We start from the raw sequence: 17,422 nt of genomic DNA, 5'->3' as shown, positions 1-17,422 counted from the left end.
CCTAACTTAATTTTATTTACAAAGGAATTTTAACATGAAATATAAGAAGACATTTATCTTTTTCATCTTTTTATTAGTCGTCGCAACCGGATTCGGTGGTTGGTGGTACAATACCCAAAAAGCATCGAATTACCATGTAAAGCAATCTCGGACGGCCACGGTCTTTATTCCTGGGTTAGGAGGGAATTACATTACCTCTGATTACATGGTCTCTTCTTGGGACGACAACGGGGCTGCTACTAAAGCACTCCAAGTATACGTCAAAGACAACGGAAAAGTTAGTACCATTAAACAATTCAATAAAATCGGCAAGAATAATCCGGTCATTCAGGCCAACTTCCAAACTAACAATAAGCCAGGGTTTGAAGCAACCCACATGCCGCAACTACTCGCCTACCTCAAGAAAAATTACGGCATTCAAAAGGTAAACTTAATTGGTCACTCGTCAGGTGGAGAAATTATTTACGACTACCTAACTAAATACCGCAAAACGGCAAATCAACCTGAAGTCGTCAAATTTGTATCCATGGCCAACACTTATCCCCTGAAGGATTCAAACATCACAAACTTACCCAAAAACCTGCAGATCTTAAACTTTTGTGGAAACGTCAGCAACACGGGGAGTGATGGTTTGATTCCGGTTCGAGACGTGGTTAAGATGAAAGAACTGGTTCGGGGTCACGTTAAAAGCTATAAGCTCTACGTATATAACGGGGATCCACAACAAGCGCAACACTCGATGCTCCACGAAAACCCGGAAGTTAACAAAATCATCGGGGAATACATGTTTAACTAAATCAATTAAAAAAGCGATTTTCATTTGGGAATCGCTTTTTTGTTCGCATTTAACCAAATATTGATTGTTTTTCTGACCTTATTACAGTATTATAGGAGTAAATAACTAATGTTTAGCGGAGGTTAACGTATGAGTGTTCAGAAAATGATTTTAGACCTTGATACCGGGATTGATGATGCAATGGCCATTGCCTACGCGGTTGCTGACCCCAACGTCGAATTAATTGGGATCTTGTCATCCTTTGGTAACATCGAATCCGACCGGGCGGCCCAAAATGCGCTCAAAATTTTAGAACTCGTGGGTGCCCCAGAAGTACCTGTTTTCGTTGGTCATCACAACCCATTGGATCATGATTACCAACGAATTGACGTTAACTCCCAAATTCACGGAGAAAACGGAATTGGAGAAGTAGATCTCCCAGAACCGGCTCACTCCGTCTCAACAAAACCAGGGGTCGATTTCTTACTAGCAGCTGCCCGTCAATATGGAGACCAACTCACCGTGGTTGCTACCGGTCCGATGACTAATCTCGCCGCCGCTTTAGAACAGGACCACGCCACCATGCAAAAGATTGGTAATATTACCATCATGGGAGGAGCTTTGACGGTTCCGGGAAACGTGACTCCCGTGGCCGAAGCCAACGTCGAACAAGATCCCGTGGCTGCTAACCAACTATTCACTAGTGATTTAAACGTTACCATGGTCGGCCTTGACGTGACCCTCCGCACGCTACTCACCAAGCAAGAAACGAGCCAGTGGCGCGAATCAACTGCCGGGAGCAACATGGCTGACATCGTCGACTTTTACATCGACGTGTACGCTGACCTCTATCCCGAACTGGGGGGTTGTTCCCTCCACGATCCACTGGCCGTCGGAGTGGCCATTGACCCAAGTTTCGTGACAATCATTGCGATGAACATGATGGTAACTACAGAACACGACGCCTACTACGCCCGCACAATTGGTGATAAAGCCCGGTTGAACGATCCGAACCCGAACGTTAAAGTGGCTGTGGCCGTTGATAAAGACCGTTATCTGCAGGTCTTTATGGATCACTTTAAAAACCTCTTTCACTAATCACTCAAAGCAACCCAAAAGGACTTGGAGTAATCCAAGTCCTTTTAATTTACCATTTAAACTTCTTCCAAGTGGAGATCGGCTGGTGCAGTTTTGCCAAGCAAACGTAGTAATTGATAGTAAGCAAATCCTAGGCAAGCCGGAATGACCACGCCACAAGCCACCAGAGTCAGCAGGCCTGCCTTATCGTTAGCCCAGTACCACAGCGGGGCAATGAAAGAATTCAATCCTAGTCCCGCGATAGTGTACGGTGCTTGGAAGTGAAAGCCTACCACTGCAATCGGAGCCATGATCATTACGATTAGCAACGGTCCCACTGCATAGATTGGTCGTTTCAACAGATTAGGAAATTGCACTTTGGGAGTTACCAGGGTTTGGGCAATGTTTCCGCCCCAGTCATTTTCGTGAAAGGACATGGCCGTAAACACCACGAATCCGATCGTGGTTCCAATCAATGCTGCTCCTCCAGACTTAGGATCCAACTGAACGGCAATCGCCAGCGCCGCAGATGAAGCTGGAGTCATCAAGAAGAGGAACCAAGCGGCCGCTACGACCACGGATCCCAAGACCGGACTGATTTGCATCGTGTCTGCCAGCCGTTCACTAACCCAATTCAAAGCCGGAGTGGTGACAGCAGCAAATCCTAGTCCAGCAATACAACCAGTTAACGCAGTGGCAAACGGAACCAATACCAAATCCAATGGAGTTCTCCCCGTCAGCCATTTTCCCACCAAGGCAGCCACCACAGCAGCTAGAACGGCAGAAACTGGTTGACCAATCGTCATGATCGCAGACCCCGTCGCTTGCGGAGCTACCCAACTCGTGGCCGTCATTGTCTTAGCAACCGGAGCGGTCGTGAAGTACACGGCATTGGCTCCCACAGTTGAAGCAATCATGGTGGCCCCGGTTACCAACGTTGTGGTCCTTAACATCACCGCCACGGACATCCCAAGAGCAGGAGCCAGCAAGCGTTGACCAATTAAGCCAGCTTCATTAAGGGGTTGCCAATGGATCATGGTCCCAATGGTACTCAATAGGAGTCCCATTCCAAGAATGGCTAAAATCGTATTAGAAACTCCCTGTGAAACTTGATAAACCCACCCTTTCCAATTAGTGGGGACTGGTTCGGTCGTCTTTCGTTGTGCCTTCATTGCTGTTTCCTCCCTTAATGGTGGTTGAAATCTAATCCTAAAACAAAAACAGCGTTGGTTAGATAATAACCAGCGCTGTTCTAGGTGATGATTCTTACTAAGAACAATGAACTGGCCTCAAGCGAATGAGGTCAACCCAAAGTGCTTGACCTCATTAACGAATAATAATTTCGTTAATTAAGCTCAAGACTAAGACGTTATCAGTAAAATTCATCATTTTTTTCATGATCGGACTCCTTTACGTTTTTTATTAATATACAGGAAAAAAGCAGGAAGTCAACAACTTTTTTGAATAATCTTCGTTTTTCAAGTGAAAATGAGCTAAATAAATAGTTAAAGTTTACTTATTATGGTTGGAAATAGCGTTGGACAAACGTCGCCACCCCATCCTGATCGTTGCTAGTCGTTGCTTGATTAGCAATCCGTTTAATCGCTGGAGTGGCATTAGCCATCGCCACTCCGACACTAGCTTTTGCTAACATCCCGGCGTCATTCTCTGCGTCCCCAAAGGCCATTAGATTCGAAAAATCCCAGCCAAAGTGCGCTAATAATGCGTTTAACCCGACGGATTTATCAACCTGTGGGGGGAGAAACTCCCAGATTTCTGGTTGGGACCGAACGATGTGGTAACACTGATTGACTGTCTCTGGAACCACCCGTTGCAGCCGATCTAATTTAGCAGCTTGATTAGCAATGATTCCCTTCGCATATTCTTCGTCCGGAAGGTACGCAAATGTGCGGGGTTGAAACTGGATCTTCCCGTTGAGCTTTTTTTGATAGATTGAACGGCCCAGATCAGTTACCGGATAAACCTGGGTAAAATCTAAAACGTCCAAAGGAACTTCCTGAGCTTGAGCAAACTGGTATAAAGGTTGTAAATCAGCGCGGCTCATTCCCTGTTGAAATAGGACCTTACGAGTCGAATTTTCAATCACGAGACCACCATTAAAGGTAATCGTAGCATCACCTGACTCCGTCAAACCTAGTTGTTCAATGTAATTCCGGATGGCGTTGATAGGTCGCCCTGTACACAGTACAATCTTAGTCCCTGCGGCGTGTAATTGGCACAAAGCCTGTTCGTTAGCAGGACTGATTTGTTTTTGCGAATTTAGCAGGGTATTGTCTAAATCCAGTGCGATCATTTTAATCATGCTTTTACTCCAATCAAAAAAGACGCCCTAAATCAGGCGCCCTTCGTAATTTAACTTAATTTTGCTTCTAATTCTTTAAGTTCTGCCTTCCGAATGCTGCGTGGTAAGAAGCGCCGAATTTCTTCTTCGTTATAACCCACTTCCAACCGCTTGTCATCGAAGATAATGGGACGTTTAATTAAATCAGGGTACTTAACCAGTAAGTCCACTAATTCAGTTAATGATAAGTCATCTAAGTTTAAGTGCAGCTTCTTGAAAATGTTAGAACGAGTGGAGATGATGTCTTCACTCCCATTTTCAGTTAACCGTAAAATGTGTTTTACTTCGGCAGCATTTAATGGTTTCGAGTTAATGTTTCTTTCTTTAAAGGGAATATCGTGATCTTTTAACCAAGCCCGAGCTTTCCGACTAGATGCGCTGCTTGGTGCAACATATAAGTTTAACATTATCAGCCTACCTCCTCATGCAAAGCATGTGACCTAAAGTACGTCTGACAAATATTGACTATTTATTAGACAACTCTATCTTATCATATAAAACCCAGAGTTCAACGTCCCTTTATAAAACTTAATAATTACTTTACTTAATTTACACAGGTGCTTTTTAATATTATAATTTAAACATTCTACAATCCGATGGAGGGCTGCACATGAAATTGACAATCTTAACCACCAGCGACACGCATGGGTTTTTGGCACCCACAAACTACGTTAAGCCCCACGCCAATCTTCCCTTTGGGCTGGAAAAGGCAGCCACCATTTTAAAGCGGGAACAGGAAAAAAGTGAGTACCACTTAACCCTTGATGACGGTGACTTTTTAGAGGGGTCGCCCCTCGCCTACTACCAAGCAGAGGTCGAAAAAGCTTCCGCCCCGACTGCCATCAATGCCGCCTTCAATAGCGTTGCTTACGACTTTGGTACGATTGGCAATCATGAGTTTAACTACGGTCAAGACTACCTTAAACACGCGATTCAGGGTAGTCAGCGACAGTTCATCTCAGCTAACATTTTAAACGCGGACGGAACCCCAGCGTTTGGTGCTCCCTACGCAATTAAAAGCTTTGGAGACTTAAAAGTCGCCGTGCTCGGCCTAACCACCCAATCCGTGGATGCCTGGGAAAACCAGGCGAGCATTCACGGTCTGAAGTTCATCTCCGCACTAGAAGCCGCCCAAAAGTACGTGCCAGAAATGCGGCAAAAAGCAGATGTGGTCGTGGTTTTATACCACGGTGGCTTTGAACGCGATCTTAGTGACGGGAAACCGAACGACAAAATTGACGGTGAAAACGAAGCATATGCAATTATGAAGGATGTGCCAGGGATTGATGTAATGGCAACGGGACACCAGCACCGGGCATTGGCCGGGAAACTCTTTGGTATTCCCTACGTGCAACCGGGCCACCGGGGGAGCTACGTTGGCCGCATCCAACTTGATTTAGAGCGGGGGAACGGTCACTATCAGATTCAAAAGAGTCACCAAAAGTTGATTAAAACGGGGGACGCTAAACCAGACCCGGAAACGGCTACGAGTTTTAAAACAACGGAAGCTAACGTGGAGAAGTGGCTGTCATTACCTCTCGCAGATATTGATGGTAGCATGACCTACGACGACCCTTTCCAGGTCCGCCTGCACGGCTCAGCCTTCGTAAACTTCATTCAAAAGGTCCAGATGGAAACGATGGGATGCGACATTTCGGCAACGGCACTTTTCTCCAACGAAGCGCGCGGGTTCGAAAATCCCATCACGATGCGTAACATTATCACCAACTATGTTTATCCGAACACCCTCTCATTGTTAGAGATTAGCGGAGCGGATTTAAAGGCCGCCCTTGAAAAAACGGCCGAGTACTTTACGATTAAAAACGACCAAATCATCGTTGATCCTAAGTATCACCACCCGAAGATCCGGGACTACAATTACGATATGTACGGTGGCATTAAATACACCATCAAGGTGTCAAACCCCATTGGAAAACGAGTTTTAAATCCGACCTACCACGGAAAACCAATTACCAACAAAATGAAACTTAAGATTGCTTTAAACACCTACCGCGCGGTTGGCGGAGGCCACTATCCGATGTATAACGAGGATAAAGTATTACGGTACAACACGATTACGATGAGTAATTTGATTGCCAAGTACCTCCAAAAACATCCCCACATCCAAGCTGATCACAGTCGCAACTTTAAAGTTATCAAATAAGCCAAAAAGCAGTTATTTCCTAGGAAATAACTGCTTTTTTACATGTAGTTTAAAAAAATAATTAAGATTAAAGTTCCAATGCTAATCCCACTGGTCAGCCAGTCACTAACCGTGCGGTGGGGTACTAGGTACTGGGGCAAGGAATGTTTGCCATCGTAACCGCGTAACAACATGGCTGTGGCCAAATCCTCAGCTCGCCTAAAACTATTGACTAAGACCGGCAAAAAAACGGCCAATAAGGCTTGAACGCGGCGTCGTAGTAGTCCCGTCCGGTACGTAATTCCGCGGGCTTGTTGGGCCGCTGTCACCATTTGAAACTCAGCTGTTAAAGTCGGCAAAAACCGAAACGCAATGCTTAAAGTTAAGGCAACGTCTCCGACCGGAATCCCAATTTTTTGCAGGGGAGCAAGAGCCCGCTCACACGCAGCGGTCATTGCCACCGGATTAGCCAATAACGTCAATAAATTCACCAGAATTAGTGCCGTACCAAACTTAGCTAACATTAGTAACGCAGCGATCAAACTTCCACTCGTCACTTGGAAAATGCCCCACCGCCAGAGCACCGTTCCTTGCTGAACCAAACAGAGTTGTAATAACGCCGTCAGCACCAAAAAAAAGCCAAACACCCAGATACGGTGAAAAAAATGGCGAAAGTTAAATCCCGCAAGCATAACGAGAAGCACGCTCACGAGCAATAACCCTCCCGCTATTCCTAATCGGTAGTTCACAAAAACGGTCACCAGCACCACCAGGAAACTAAAAAGCTGCGTGCCGGGCGTTAGCTGCCAGATCCAATTATTTTGTCGCTGTGCCATGGCGTTCATCCTTTCCTAGTTGCCGTAACAGCCACCTCTGAAGTTCTGCTTCCGTCAACGGCAATGCAGTGGAAGCGGCCTGGGGTGCTAGCTGTTGGGCCAACCGAAGTGGCTCTGGAAGCAATAGATTTGTAGCCGTCATGAGCTCTTGGTGTTCGGTAAACAAGCTTTGGGGCGTACCAGTAAACGCTAATTCTCCCGCGGCTAAGACGATCACTTGACTGGCCAAGCGAGCCACGAGTTCCATTTCATGAGTCACCACAATCAACGTGCGCCCTTCCGCGTGCAGGGTTTGCAACAATTCTTCTAATTCGCGTTGCCCCTGTCCGTCTAATCCCGCCGTCGGTTCATCAAAAATCACCACCTGAGGATTAAGGACTAACACTCCCGCCATGGCAGCGCGCCGTTGTTGACCTCCAGATAGTAACACCGGATCCTGGTCTTTGAGCGCTACCGGAAAATGAACAAGTTCTAACGCCCGTTGCGCCTGGCGCTGAGCAGTCGTGCGCTCCATTCCTAAAGCGAGCGGCCCCGACATCACATCCGCTAACACCGTCTTAGCAAACAACTGGCGGCCTGGATTCTGAAATACCATTCCTACCTTGCGCCGAACCTGCTGTAAATCACGAGCCGAACTTCGAGCAGTTAATTGCAGGTGGTCCAGCCAGACGCTTCCAGTGGTCGGCTGTAACAGTCCGTTTAAATGCTTAATCAAGGTTGATTTACCACTGCCGGTTTTTCCAACGATTGCAGTAATTTGCTGGGTGGGAATGGTTAAATTAATTGACTGTAAGGCCGTGCGCGCGTGGGAATGTTCTTGGTAAACATGAGTTAAATTTTTGATTTCAATTGCCATATCGCATTCCTCAAACTCTCGTTGCTCGCTGCTTGCTCAGCTGAAATTGGATAATTATGGTTTTTCAACCAGTTTTGTAATCGATACCGCAATGGCGCTTGCAAGCCCCATTTTTCTAGTTGCTCACAGTGAGCAAAGACCGTGGTTGGTGCTCCTTGCATTGCAATTTGACCGGCGTGTAAAACCACCACGTTGTCAGCTAAAGCCGCTTCGTTGGGGTTATGGGTTACTTCCAGGACAGTTATGCCGAATTGCTGGTGTAACTGGTGCAACCGGGCCACTAACTCCTGTCGTCCCTGCGGATCCAGCATGCTGGTCACCTCATCCAGTAACAACACCTGGGGCCGGCGGGCAATCACACTGGCAACGGCCACCCGTTGCTTTTGGCCTCCTGATAATTGTTCCGGAGCTTGTGCTAACGTCGTTTCCATATCAACCAACTGTAGCGCTGCTTGTACGCGGTTTTGTAACTCCGTGTGGGTTAAATTTTGATTTGCTAACCCAAACGCCACGTCGTCAGCCACGGTGGCCCCCACAAATTGATTATCTGGATCCTGAAAGACCATTCCTACCGTCTGGTTTACCGCCTGATTGATGGGCTGAACCACTTGCCCGTTAATTCGAATGGTCCCGCTGGCAGGGAGCTCTAACCCTACTAATAGTTTTAACAGGGTTGATTTACCACTACCATTCCCCCCTAACAGCGACACCCACTGCCCCGCTGAAATTTGAAAATTAACGTCCTGAAAGGTGGGGTCCGGCTGATATGGGTACCGAAAATGGACGTGTTCAAAGGCGATGCCCGTTTCTTTTTCCATTCGTTACTCCTTTGACTACCGACGCCATAATTTTAACAAGGGGGTCGCAATGATGGGAACCACAATCGCTGACAAGATTAATTCCGGAATCCCATTGGTACCGACCAGCCCCATCAAAACCTTTGTCAACAAACTCGGATTAGCAACCCCATAGGCATGGGCTACTGCTGGGGTGCGATACAACAGGGCAATCAAACCTACCACCAAAATGGTATTTAAAGCCGCTCCGACACCACCAGTGACAACGAGTGCCCATAGTTGGTGCCAATGCGCCTTCGTTAACCACAGAAAAACATAACCAGCCAGAAAACCGACTAATACCCGTGGAACTACCGAAATCAGTGGGTTTGTAAACACCAGCGTACTAACTGGACTGGTCGGGGCTGCAAAGGCTCTAATCCAGGACAAACCTCCCCACACGAGCCCGAGGAGGGCTCCATCTTTCGGACCTAGAAGAACGGCCGCAATGATCACGGTGATTTGAACGATGGTGATGTTAACTGGACCAACTGGAATGTAGCCTAAAAATGGAACAAAACTTTGTAAAATGATGATTGCAATTAACAACGCCAAAATGGCGAGGTGAAACGCCTTCGTTTGTCTAATCATGTTCATGCTCCTTCGCACTTTTATAAATTAACATCTATTATAGCGAGAACGTTCTCTAAAACTCAACTACTGGTCTAAGTTTGCTGTGGCAAAGCCGGTTTGCCCCAAACATTCTTAGTAGAAATGTCACAATAACTAAAAAATCCGTCCTCATCGGAACGGATTTTAACTAGCGTGTTTTTTGCGCGGTGGCTGTTTCCCACCTACGTACTGGACGGCATTGGAACGACGAATCGCCGTGACCTTAATCTTACCAGGATAGGTCAGTTCATTTTCAATTTGCGCACAAACCTGTTGGGCTAACTGAGCCGTTTGCTGATCATCACTAGCCTTTGGATCAACCATCATCCGGATTTCTCGGCCAGCCTGAATGGCATAACTATCTTTGACCTCTGGATGAGCATTAGCAATTCGTTCGAGCCCCTTGAGCCGATTTAGATATTCTTCCACTGACTCACTTCGAGCGCCCGGACGAGCACCAGACATGGAGTCTGCCACCCGAACTAATACGGAAATGGTAGTCTCTGAATCAACGTCACCGTGAGAAGCAGCAATGGCTTCCACCACGGTTTCATCTTCTCCATAAGCTTTGGCAATCTGAACGCCCAGCTCCACGTGGGTTCCGTTGACTTCGCGGTCAACTGCCTTACCAATGTCATGCAGTAATCCGGCGCGTTTGGCTAACCGCACGTTGGTTCCAAGCTCAGTGGCCATCATCCCGCAGATTTCTGCGACTTCCACTGAGTGTTGCAAAACATTTTGTCCATAACTAGTACGGTATTGCAACCGCCCAATCAGTTTCATCAAGTCCGGATGAACCCAACCTAGGTGCAGGTTGGCACAGGTTTCTTCTCCAATTAACCGCAATTGGGAAATAATTTGCCGTTCGGTACTCCGAACCACGTTCTCAATTACCGCATTGTTAAGTTGCCGAGCCGTAATTAATTCGTTGATCACTCCCCGGGCAATCTCACGACGAATCGGGTCATTGGTACTAATAATCAACGTTTCAGGACTATCGGGATTAAAAATTAGATCAACGCCAATCAACGTTTCTAACAACCGGAGCCGTTGCTCATTCTTTCCGATAATCTTATTCCGCATTCCCTCATCTGGAATAATCACGTTGCGATCAATGTGGTCACGGGGAACGTCAATCGGGCCATTTTGAATTGCTTCAACCATCAACTGACGGGCTTCCTTAGTCGCGTTCAGAACGTTTTCTTCGTGTTCATCTCGGACTGATTGATCGTAGTCCTGTTGTAAAGCCGTTTTGGTCGTGTTCAACACGGTTTCTTGGGCCTGTTCTGGGAGTAACCCACTCTTCTCATGTAACAAGTCGGTTCGTTGCTGTTGCAACTGTTCGGCCTGTTCACGAGTGGTCGTGATGGTCTGTTTTAGTTCGTGCAAATCTGCTTGGCTTCGTTGCAGATTCTGTTCACTCTTATCCAACCGATTAGCAAAACTTTGCAAACTTTTAGACTGAAAATCAATCCGCTCCTGGCGTAGCTGATTTTCGGCAACCTGAGCATCAATCTCTTCATTGACTTCTGCTTGGTGTTCTAACACTTCATCCTCGACTTTTTTCTGAATGGCCGCCACGGTTGCTTTAATCTGACGTTGGTTCTCCTGTTCCAACTGCTCTACCTTCGCAGTAGCTTGCGAGAGCCGGTGATTCAGCTGATGGTTCTCCCGTCCGTAGCCAACCACCAGCCCGAGAACTAACATCACGAGGGCAATCACCACATAAAGCATCAAATCCCTCCCCTCTCTAGTAATTTTCGTACTTTAATCATACCATTTAACCGGCTAATTTAAAACGAGGCCCCCTGTCATTTAACCCCGGATGAAGTATAATATTAAGAAAAAGGAGGTCGTTATATGTTCCCAGAAAGACTCAAAGCATTACGAACCGGGAAGCACATTACCCTCGCTGAGCTTGCTCACGAACTCAATGATATGTTTCCGAGCGACAAACGGCACGAAAATACCGCATCCCAAATTGGCAACTGGGAACGCGGCATCCGCAATCCGTCTTACATAGAAGTTAAAAAGCTCGCTACCTACTTTGGAATCTCCATGGACTACCTCAGTGGTCGAGTTGACAGCGAAAAAACGGATTTATCGAAACTGTTTATTTCCGGCACGGAACTTTACTTTAACGAGCAGCTGTTAACCGGCAACGACCGGTACGAAATTTATCAACTGATCGATGGGTTTCTCCACGGGAAAAAGGGACGTCACGACGATGGCCACGATACCCAAGAAGAACTCGATCTTAACTACTAAACCAACAGGACAACTAATTTTATGAAACGCAAACAACTTTTAAAGAACTTTCAAAAAAATCATCCCCACCAGAATCAGACTCCAGCCTACATCCAACGCTTGCAGGCGGATCGAGCGGCCTTTAACCACTATCCAGAGGTTAAATTTCTGTTGAACCACGCCCTCATGGCCGATCAACTCCTACAGGCGGGACACCTTCCGCAAGACATTCCAAACCTCACGTTACCAGAGGACATTCAAGACCGTCTCTACCAACGGGTTAATGAGCGGTTTGCTATGGGTGATCCGAACGGGGACCAAGAGTGGGACCGGATTTCTAACCTGCTCCCCCAAGTTGACAAAGACCTGCGCTCGTTTCGGGATTATCTAGAAGACCACTACGGCATGTGGGCCTACATTTCGTCATCTTTCACCCAGCAGCTAGCTAAATATCTAGACGGAAAACCCGCCTTAGAAGTGATGGCCGGCAACGGCTACATCACCAAGGGACTGCGTGACCAAAAGGCCAATGTAATTGGCACTGATAGCCTCGAATGGCAAAGGGAAAATGAAACCGGCAAGCACCAAGTGACCCCGATTGAAAAACTGAGTGCCCTAGATGCTTACGAAAAATACAAAGATCAGGTGGACTACATCATCATGAGTTGGTCCCCCGATGGCGTCCCCGTTGATGATGAGTTGCTCACTGCCATCCGCAATGACGGGAATCTGGTCCAGCTGATTGTGATTGGCGAAAAAGACGGGGCGACGAATTCCCCGGCCTTTTGGCAACATGCCGAGTTTGTGGATGATCCTGGAATTAAAAAACTCAACCAGTATTTACCCCACTTTGATTTGATTGACGACCGCGTCTACTTAGTTAAATAGGAGAACTGCCATGACCCACTCAGCTTCCATCTTTTTACAACCACTGACAACTGATTCCGCTGATTACGCTTTGATCCAAAAATTATTTCAACAGACTAGTACCCAACGGTTCTGGTTCCAGCCCCCGTTACTGGGTGCCAATGACGTCACTGACTTTTTAAAACAGCACACCACTGATAAACAAATTGTCAGTCAAACCATTCAAACGACTCAGCTACCTCAGCACGGGGTGGGCTTGGTCGAAATCATCGACTTGGACCCCGTAGCCCGGGTCGGTGAATTTGAAATTACCCTGTTAGATAACGAAAACGGGCACGGCTACGCGCAAGCTGCCATGCAGCAACTATTGCGGTTATCCTTCACCCAGTTGAACCTGCACAAACTCTATCTCTACGTAGACGTGGAGAACGCTCCGGCACTACACATCTACCAAAAATTTGGGTTTCAAATCGAAGGCACGATTAAGGAGCAATTCTTTGCGGCGGGAGCCTATCGGGATGTTCACTACATGGGCTTAACTCAGGCCGACTACCTCAAAAATTAACAATAATAACAGCACAAAAAAACGCCTCTGATTTTATCATCAGAGGCGTTTTTCAGTTCGGCACTTAGTTTCCCAAGCGGACTAGGTCGGTGTTCACATCACCGCCTAGTCAAACCACCTGCAATTCGGCAGTTAACGTGGTTCCCATCATAAGCTATGCTTATGCGGCTCGTCGCATATCTTTATTATAACAGCTTGATCGCAAATTAGCTAGTCTGCTTCCGCAGCTTCCGCCTGGTTTTCCGCTAACGTTGTCAGTTGCGCTTCCACCCAGTCCGTAAACTGTCGCAAGGCTTGTTCTGGATTAGCAACCAGCTGGTCCGCCGCCATCAATTCATCAATCCAAAGTTTAGAACGATTAATTTCTGGCGCCGTGATGATCATGTAGACATTCACATCCACTTCACCATCGTCTACCATAATCTTGTGAATGTTCTTCCCGTAAGTCAACGGCAGGTTAATGATCGACGTTTGTAACTGGATCAACACCTCAGCATCGTTGACCTGCAGGTTGGCACTCGCTAGTTTATCCGAATTAATCGCCGCTTCTAGAAACTGGACCAATGGTTGAATCGTGGGTTCCGTCTGCTCACTTAGCTCTGCCAGGGAGACAGTGATCGTCTTTTGGGCGTACGTGACGGCTTCCGCTTCCGTTACAAATTCATTTTCATCAATTTTCATGGAATTCCTCGCTATTTTCTGAATTTTAGGTACCGTTGCACCCGTTCCTGGGTCAGAGCTTGACGGGCTTGCCAAGCTAACCGGAACCAGTACAACAATGCTCCTAATGCGACCACCACGAAGACTAAACTCCCAATTCGCAATGGCCAAGTCAGATGGGGAAGCTGGAATAGGCGGTAAATCGCATTACAGTAGCCGACCACGTACAGAGCTTGAACGAGCGCTAGCACGTAGAGTCCGATGCGAATCCCAAACCAAGAAACCGCTAATGGAACCAGCACCATCACAACCGCTGCGATTTCAGAACGCCAAAAGGTTGCCATGTCACTATGAAAAACTGCCAAACTTAATAAGGCGTTTCCACCCAAAAATAAGCCTAACGTTAACAAGGTCCACCCGTTGAGCCGTTTAAATTTCATTGCCATCCCATCCTTTGTTCTTTCAGTATACCGAATTTCAGTGATCCTGACTATTGTCGGCCTTAAAAAGAACAGTTGGAAAAGCAGTTAGTTCGTGCCTAACTCGTTGATTACCTTAGCAATCCGTTTGATGCCGACCTTGATTTGGTCGTCGTTCATGTTAGAGAAGTTCAAGCGGAATGTCCCAGGTTCAGCTTTACCAGAATAGAAGGCAGAGCCAGGAACAACGGCCACGTTGGCTTCCAAACACCGTTTGGCTAATTCATCACTGTCAATGCCCCCAGGAACTTGCACCCAAATAAACATCCCACCTTCAGGTTGACTGTGGTACACGTCTGCCGGAAATTCGTGGTCAATTTCAGCCAGCATTAACTTGGCCCGGTGTTCGTACACATCCGTAATCTTCTTAATGTGGGCAGGAAGGTCCTCGTCCATCAAGAATTGCGAAATGATGTACTGCGTCAAGTTATCGGTATGCAGGTCGGCATTTTGTTTCAATAACGTGTACTTCTGTAAGAAAGCGGGATCAGCCGTTAACCACCCAATCCGCAGGCCAGGGGCTAGCATCTTCGAAAACGAACTAATGGAAACCACTTCTCCGTGGTGATCGAAGTGTTTGATGGGGGGAACGGTCTCTCCGGCGTAACGGATGGCTCCATAAGGATCATCTTCAACAATGGGAACTCCCGCAGCATGGGTTAATTTCACCATTTCCTGGCGTCGTGCCGCCGTCATCGTTCGCCCGGTCGGGTTTTGGAAGTTTGGCACCGTGTAGATAAACTTAGCCTCCGGATAATCTGCTAACTTCTGCTGCAGATCATCCATTCGCATTCCGTCATCGTCCATTTCAACTCCAATTAGATGGGCTCCGTAAGAACGGAAAACATCTAAGGCCGCAAGGTAAGTAGGATCTTCCACTAAGACTACGTCTCCGGGGTTAATTAACATTTTGGCAACTAGGTCAATTGCTTGCTGTGAACCAGTCGCAATCGCAATGTGATCGGCCGTCGTGTTCACCTGTCGGGTTTTCATGATTGCAGCAATTTGCTCGCGGAGTTTGGAATAGCCCAGCGCTCCGGCATACTGGAGCACTTGCTGTCCAAATTGGTCAAATACCTTATCGGTGGCCTTTTTTACGGCTGCCACTGGAAATAATTCTGGAGCCGGTAATCCGCCGGCAAAGGAAATCACCTTCGGATTAGCAGCAGCTTTTAAGATATCTTCGGTAGCGTTACTATCACCTTTGGGAACACAGTTTGAATAATGGAATGACATAATTTTAACCTCTCTTTTTAGTTTCGGTATTGGCGCATTTGTTCAGCCAGATGGACTTCGTGAGTTACAAATTCATGGGTTCGACACGGATAATCATTTTTCCGGCCCAACCGGGCGATGTAACCGTTGATGTAATCGACCTCCGTCGGGCGGCCCTTGGAAAAGTCTTGGTACATGGATGGATAGTGGTACTTCAGCTTGACGCAGGAATCTAACACGCTTTGCACCTGTTGCCCGCGGTCTTCAATCATTTTAATTCCCGCCCGTGCCGCTGCATCATGGGCCTCGTTGAAGAGCTGTTCTGCCATCTCAGCGGCCCCAGGATAGGAGCCAAATTGCCCCATGTTAATCTCAAACATCGTACATAACGTATTGCAGACGGCGTTAAACGCCACCTTGGTTAAACACATTCCCAACCAATTGCCACACATTTCTGGGCCTAGGGTAGCCCGTTGAAAGTCGGCGTAAATCTCTTCCATGGTTTCGTCAGGTGCCTGGTCATTATAGGGAGCCATGTGCATGGCTTCACCGTTTTCTGGTCCCATAAAATCCACATCACCGGGGCCGTTTAATACGGTCGCAATCATGGCCGTTCCCGCCAACATCTGATCCGGATTAAAATACTGAGCTAACTTTTCAAAATGGCCTAAACCGTTCATGGCCGAAAAGACGTACTGATCAGGGTGGAAAAGTCCCGCAGCTGCATCCCGTTCTAATTCATCGGCTAGTTGCATTTGCTTTTTAAAGACAATCCAAACGTCTGGATGACCGTGGTAATCTTCTGGAGCATAAATGTTAATTGGAACTAGATGTCGATTTTCGTGATCCCGCGAGACGTACACTCCACCCTGCTTTTGGACTTGTTCGCGGTTGGGATCCCAAGTTTCGATAAAATCGACTGGAATCCCCGCCTTTTCCTGTAGTAAAACTCCATACCGGTATCCCATCGCACCAGCACCAATAACTCCATAGCGCATCTAAAATTCCTCCTCTAGCTAACACGAATTACCAACCTAAACAAAAAGCTCACTACCAACGTGAACTGGTAGCGAGCTTTTCATCGTTTCTTCTGAAATTAATTATTGTAGAAGAACCGCTCAGCTACAGTCACTTGGTGAATCTAGCTGAGCACTAACAAATCGTCCCTGCGTAGATTCCCGATTAGGAGACAAACGCAATGACTAAAATGGAACGACGATTTGTTTTGTAAGCTTGGTTCTTCATTAGTAAATTCCTCTCTTTTGAGTTGTTCTCATTTAAGCACGGTCGCTCATAATTGTCAAACCCTTTTTTAAATCTTTTCTGGACGAATTGACCCCCACATAGCGTGTCAAGTGGGCGAAAAAATGGTATAGTTGAGTAAATAGAATGATGGGGTGATCGTAATGACAGAAAATTACAAACGGATCCTAGCTCCTGTAGACGGCGGCGAAGACACGATGCCGGTTTTAAACCGAGCCATTGAGTTAGCAAAACAAAACAACAGTCATTTGGACATTTTAAACGTCATTCAAGTGACGCAATTTAACCGAAACTACGGGAATGCAGTCTCTGCTGATACAGTGTACAAACTAACTGATCAAACCAAGGAAATTTTGGAAACACTCAAGCAAACAGCCGTGAAAAATGGTTTAACTGATGTTTCCATTCACATGCGGTTTGGTAATCCTAAACGGATTATTGCGCATGAATTCCCCAAAGACCACCAAGACGATTTAATCGTGATGGGTGCCACTGGTTTATCTGCTGTAGAACAACTGGTGGTGGGATCAGTTACGAGTTATGTCATCCGAAGTGCTAAACCAGACGTTTTAATCGTTAAATAATCACAGCTTTTAAAAAACCGACCACAGTTTTGTGGTCGGTTTTTC

At 46.8% G+C, this 17,422-nt stretch carries 19 protein-coding genes; 7 read left to right on the top strand and 12 right to left on the bottom strand.

The features are described 5' to 3' along the window. The first annotated feature begins 34 nt into the window (after window positions 1–34). Together M3M39_RS02180 and M3M39_RS02175 are read left to right on the top strand one after the other, a co-directional pair. The gene (locus tag M3M39_RS02180; protein WP_252797595.1) at window positions 35–796 is read left to right on the top strand and encodes an alpha/beta hydrolase; all 762 of its coding nucleotides are present in this window, start codon (window positions 35–37) and stop codon (window positions 794–796) included. A gap of 129 nt (window positions 797–925) precedes the next feature. Next, window positions 926–1,873, top strand: coding sequence for a nucleoside hydrolase (locus M3M39_RS02175; RefSeq protein WP_252797594.1), 948 nt, complete (start codon window positions 926–928; stop codon window positions 1,871–1,873). 56 nt (window positions 1,874–1,929) lie between these two features. Here the strand turns inward: M3M39_RS02175 and M3M39_RS02170 are convergent, their stop codons facing one another. The 3 genes from M3M39_RS02170 to spx all read right to left on the bottom strand — a co-directional run bounded on the left by M3M39_RS02170 (window position 1,930) and on the right by spx (window position 4,621). Beyond that, the gene (locus M3M39_RS02170) at window positions 1,930–3,024 is read right to left on the bottom strand and encodes a PTS sugar transporter subunit IIC (RefSeq protein ID WP_252797593.1); all 1,095 of its coding nucleotides are present in this window, start codon (window positions 3,022–3,024) and stop codon (window positions 1,930–1,932) included. 347 nt (window positions 3,025–3,371) lie between these two features. Further along, window positions 3,372–4,175, bottom strand: coding sequence for a Cof-type HAD-IIB family hydrolase (locus tag M3M39_RS02165; RefSeq protein WP_252797592.1), 804 nt, complete (start codon window positions 4,173–4,175; stop codon window positions 3,372–3,374). A 50-nt stretch (window positions 4,176–4,225) separates the two neighbouring features. Then, entirely contained in the window at window positions 4,226–4,621 is a 396-nt protein-coding gene (spx, locus tag M3M39_RS02160) for a transcriptional regulator Spx (RefSeq protein ID WP_252797591.1), read from the bottom strand. Between the two features lie 203 nt (window positions 4,622–4,824). Between spx and M3M39_RS02155 the strand changes: the two genes are divergently transcribed. Beyond that, a complete protein-coding gene (locus M3M39_RS02155; RefSeq protein ID WP_252797590.1) occupies window positions 4,825–6,378 on the top strand; it encodes a bifunctional metallophosphatase/5'-nucleotidase in 1,554 nt (517 codons plus the stop codon). Between the two features lie 38 nt (window positions 6,379–6,416). Here the strand turns inward: M3M39_RS02155 and M3M39_RS02150 are convergent, their stop codons facing one another. The 5 genes from M3M39_RS02150 to rny all read right to left on the bottom strand — a co-directional run bounded on the left by M3M39_RS02150 (window position 6,417) and on the right by rny (window position 11,231). Next, window positions 6,417–7,193: an energy-coupling factor transporter transmembrane component T family protein gene (locus tag M3M39_RS02150; protein ID WP_252797589.1), complete on the bottom strand. Its 777-nt coding sequence runs from the start codon at window positions 7,191–7,193 to the stop codon at window positions 6,417–6,419. Next, window positions 7,174–8,049 (bottom strand): ATP-binding cassette domain-containing protein, encoded by an 876-nt coding sequence (locus M3M39_RS02145; RefSeq protein WP_252797588.1) that lies wholly within the window; start codon window positions 8,047–8,049, stop codon window positions 7,174–7,176. Before M3M39_RS02145 ends, M3M39_RS02150 begins: the two co-directional genes overlap by 20 nt. Further along, window positions 8,025–8,867 carry an energy-coupling factor transporter ATPase gene (locus M3M39_RS02140; RefSeq protein ID WP_252797587.1) on the bottom strand — a complete coding sequence of 281 codons (843 nt, stop codon included), beginning with the start codon at window positions 8,865–8,867 and terminating at the stop codon, window positions 8,025–8,027. Before M3M39_RS02140 ends, M3M39_RS02145 begins: the two co-directional genes overlap by 25 nt. Before the next feature lie 15 nt (window positions 8,868–8,882). Next, window positions 8,883–9,476 carry an ECF transporter S component gene (locus M3M39_RS02135; RefSeq protein WP_252797586.1) on the bottom strand — a complete coding sequence of 198 codons (594 nt, stop codon included), beginning with the start codon at window positions 9,474–9,476 and terminating at the stop codon, window positions 8,883–8,885. Window positions 9,477–9,641: 165 nt separating this feature from the next. After that, the gene (rny, locus tag M3M39_RS02130) at window positions 9,642–11,231 is read right to left on the bottom strand and encodes a ribonuclease Y (protein ID WP_252797585.1); all 1,590 of its coding nucleotides are present in this window, start codon (window positions 11,229–11,231) and stop codon (window positions 9,642–9,644) included. 126 nt (window positions 11,232–11,357) lie between these two features. Between rny and M3M39_RS02125 the strand changes: the two genes are divergently transcribed. The 3 genes from M3M39_RS02125 to M3M39_RS02115 are packed head-to-tail and all read left to right on the top strand — an operon-like array spanning window position 11,358 to window position 13,176. Further along, window positions 11,358–11,765: a helix-turn-helix domain-containing protein gene (locus tag M3M39_RS02125; RefSeq protein WP_252797584.1), complete on the top strand. Its 408-nt coding sequence runs from the start codon at window positions 11,358–11,360 to the stop codon at window positions 11,763–11,765. A 21-nt stretch (window positions 11,766–11,786) separates the two neighbouring features. Next, window positions 11,787–12,632 carry an SAM-dependent methyltransferase gene (locus M3M39_RS02120; RefSeq protein ID WP_252797583.1) on the top strand — a complete coding sequence of 282 codons (846 nt, stop codon included), beginning with the start codon at window positions 11,787–11,789 and terminating at the stop codon, window positions 12,630–12,632. Window positions 12,633–12,642: 10 nt separating this feature from the next. Further along, a complete protein-coding gene (locus M3M39_RS02115) occupies window positions 12,643–13,176 on the top strand; it encodes a GNAT family N-acetyltransferase (protein ID WP_252797582.1) in 534 nt (177 codons plus the stop codon). Between the two features lie 210 nt (window positions 13,177–13,386). Here M3M39_RS02115 and M3M39_RS02110 read toward each other — a convergent pair whose 3' ends face one another. The 4 genes from M3M39_RS02110 to M3M39_RS02095 form a co-directional block, all read right to left on the bottom strand. Next, complete coding sequence (locus M3M39_RS02110) at window positions 13,387–13,857, bottom strand: hypothetical protein (RefSeq protein WP_252797581.1); 471 nt, start codon at window positions 13,855–13,857, stop codon at window positions 13,387–13,389. 11 nt (window positions 13,858–13,868) lie between these two features. Next, window positions 13,869–14,276 carry a hypothetical protein gene (locus M3M39_RS02105; RefSeq protein WP_252797580.1) on the bottom strand — a complete coding sequence of 136 codons (408 nt, stop codon included), beginning with the start codon at window positions 14,274–14,276 and terminating at the stop codon, window positions 13,869–13,871. A gap of 87 nt (window positions 14,277–14,363) precedes the next feature. After that, window positions 14,364–15,551, bottom strand: coding sequence for an aminotransferase-like domain-containing protein (locus M3M39_RS02100; RefSeq protein ID WP_252797579.1), 1,188 nt, complete (start codon window positions 15,549–15,551; stop codon window positions 14,364–14,366). A gap of 17 nt (window positions 15,552–15,568) precedes the next feature. Then, window positions 15,569–16,528, bottom strand: coding sequence for a ketopantoate reductase family protein (locus M3M39_RS02095; RefSeq protein ID WP_252797578.1), 960 nt, complete (start codon window positions 16,526–16,528; stop codon window positions 15,569–15,571). Between the two features lie 408 nt (window positions 16,529–16,936). Between M3M39_RS02095 and M3M39_RS02090 the strand changes: the two genes are divergently transcribed. Next, window positions 16,937–17,377: a universal stress protein gene (locus M3M39_RS02090; protein WP_252797577.1), complete on the top strand. Its 441-nt coding sequence runs from the start codon at window positions 16,937–16,939 to the stop codon at window positions 17,375–17,377. Window positions 17,378–17,422: the final 45 nt, after the last annotated feature.

This window comes from Fructilactobacillus hinvesii (assembly GCF_024029435.1).
GTDB classification, from domain to species: Bacteria; Bacillota; Bacilli; order Lactobacillales; family Lactobacillaceae; genus Fructilactobacillus; species Fructilactobacillus hinvesii.
The sequence above is the reverse complement of the archived record's forward strand: the minus strand, read 5'-3'. Positions and strand labels throughout refer to the sequence as shown.

Coding starts and splice junctions, on each gene's coding strand:
- M3M39_RS02180 (WP_252797595.1), top strand. CDS start 35: ATGAAATATAAGAAGACATTTATCTTTTTCATCTTTTTATTAGTCGTC.
- M3M39_RS02175 (WP_252797594.1), top strand. CDS start 926: ATGAGTGTTCAGAAAATGATTTTAGACCTTGATACCGGGATTGATGAT.
- M3M39_RS02170 (WP_252797593.1), bottom strand. CDS start 3,024: ATGAAGGCACAACGAAAGACGACCGAACCAGTCCCCACTAATTGGAAA.
- M3M39_RS02165 (WP_252797592.1), bottom strand. CDS start 4,175: ATGATTAAAATGATCGCACTGGATTTAGACAATACCCTGCTAAATTCG.
- spx (WP_252797591.1), bottom strand. CDS start 4,621: ATGTTAAACTTATATGTTGCACCAAGCAGCGCATCTAGTCGGAAAGCT.
- M3M39_RS02155 (WP_252797590.1), top strand. CDS start 4,825: ATGAAATTGACAATCTTAACCACCAGCGACACGCATGGGTTTTTGGCA.
- M3M39_RS02150 (WP_252797589.1), bottom strand. CDS start 7,193: ATGGCACAGCGACAAAATAATTGGATCTGGCAGCTAACGCCCGGCACG.
- M3M39_RS02145 (WP_252797588.1), bottom strand. CDS start 8,049: ATGGCAATTGAAATCAAAAATTTAACTCATGTTTACCAAGAACATTCC.
- M3M39_RS02140 (WP_252797587.1), bottom strand. CDS start 8,867: ATGGAAAAAGAAACGGGCATCGCCTTTGAACACGTCCATTTTCGGTAC.
- M3M39_RS02135 (WP_252797586.1), bottom strand. CDS start 9,476: ATGATTAGACAAACGAAGGCGTTTCACCTCGCCATTTTGGCGTTGTTA.
- rny (WP_252797585.1), bottom strand. CDS start 11,231: ATGCTTTATGTGGTGATTGCCCTCGTGATGTTAGTTCTCGGGCTGGTG.
- M3M39_RS02125 (WP_252797584.1), top strand. CDS start 11,358: ATGTTCCCAGAAAGACTCAAAGCATTACGAACCGGGAAGCACATTACC.
- M3M39_RS02120 (WP_252797583.1), top strand. CDS start 11,787: ATGAAACGCAAACAACTTTTAAAGAACTTTCAAAAAAATCATCCCCAC.
- M3M39_RS02115 (WP_252797582.1), top strand. CDS start 12,643: ATGACCCACTCAGCTTCCATCTTTTTACAACCACTGACAACTGATTCC.
- M3M39_RS02110 (WP_252797581.1), bottom strand. CDS start 13,857: ATGAAAATTGATGAAAATGAATTTGTAACGGAAGCGGAAGCCGTCACG.
- M3M39_RS02105 (WP_252797580.1), bottom strand. CDS start 14,276: ATGAAATTTAAACGGCTCAACGGGTGGACCTTGTTAACGTTAGGCTTA.
- M3M39_RS02100 (WP_252797579.1), bottom strand. CDS start 15,551: ATGTCATTCCATTATTCAAACTGTGTTCCCAAAGGTGATAGTAACGCT.
- M3M39_RS02095 (WP_252797578.1), bottom strand. CDS start 16,528: ATGCGCTATGGAGTTATTGGTGCTGGTGCGATGGGATACCGGTATGGA.
- M3M39_RS02090 (WP_252797577.1), top strand. CDS start 16,937: ATGACAGAAAATTACAAACGGATCCTAGCTCCTGTAGACGGCGGCGAA.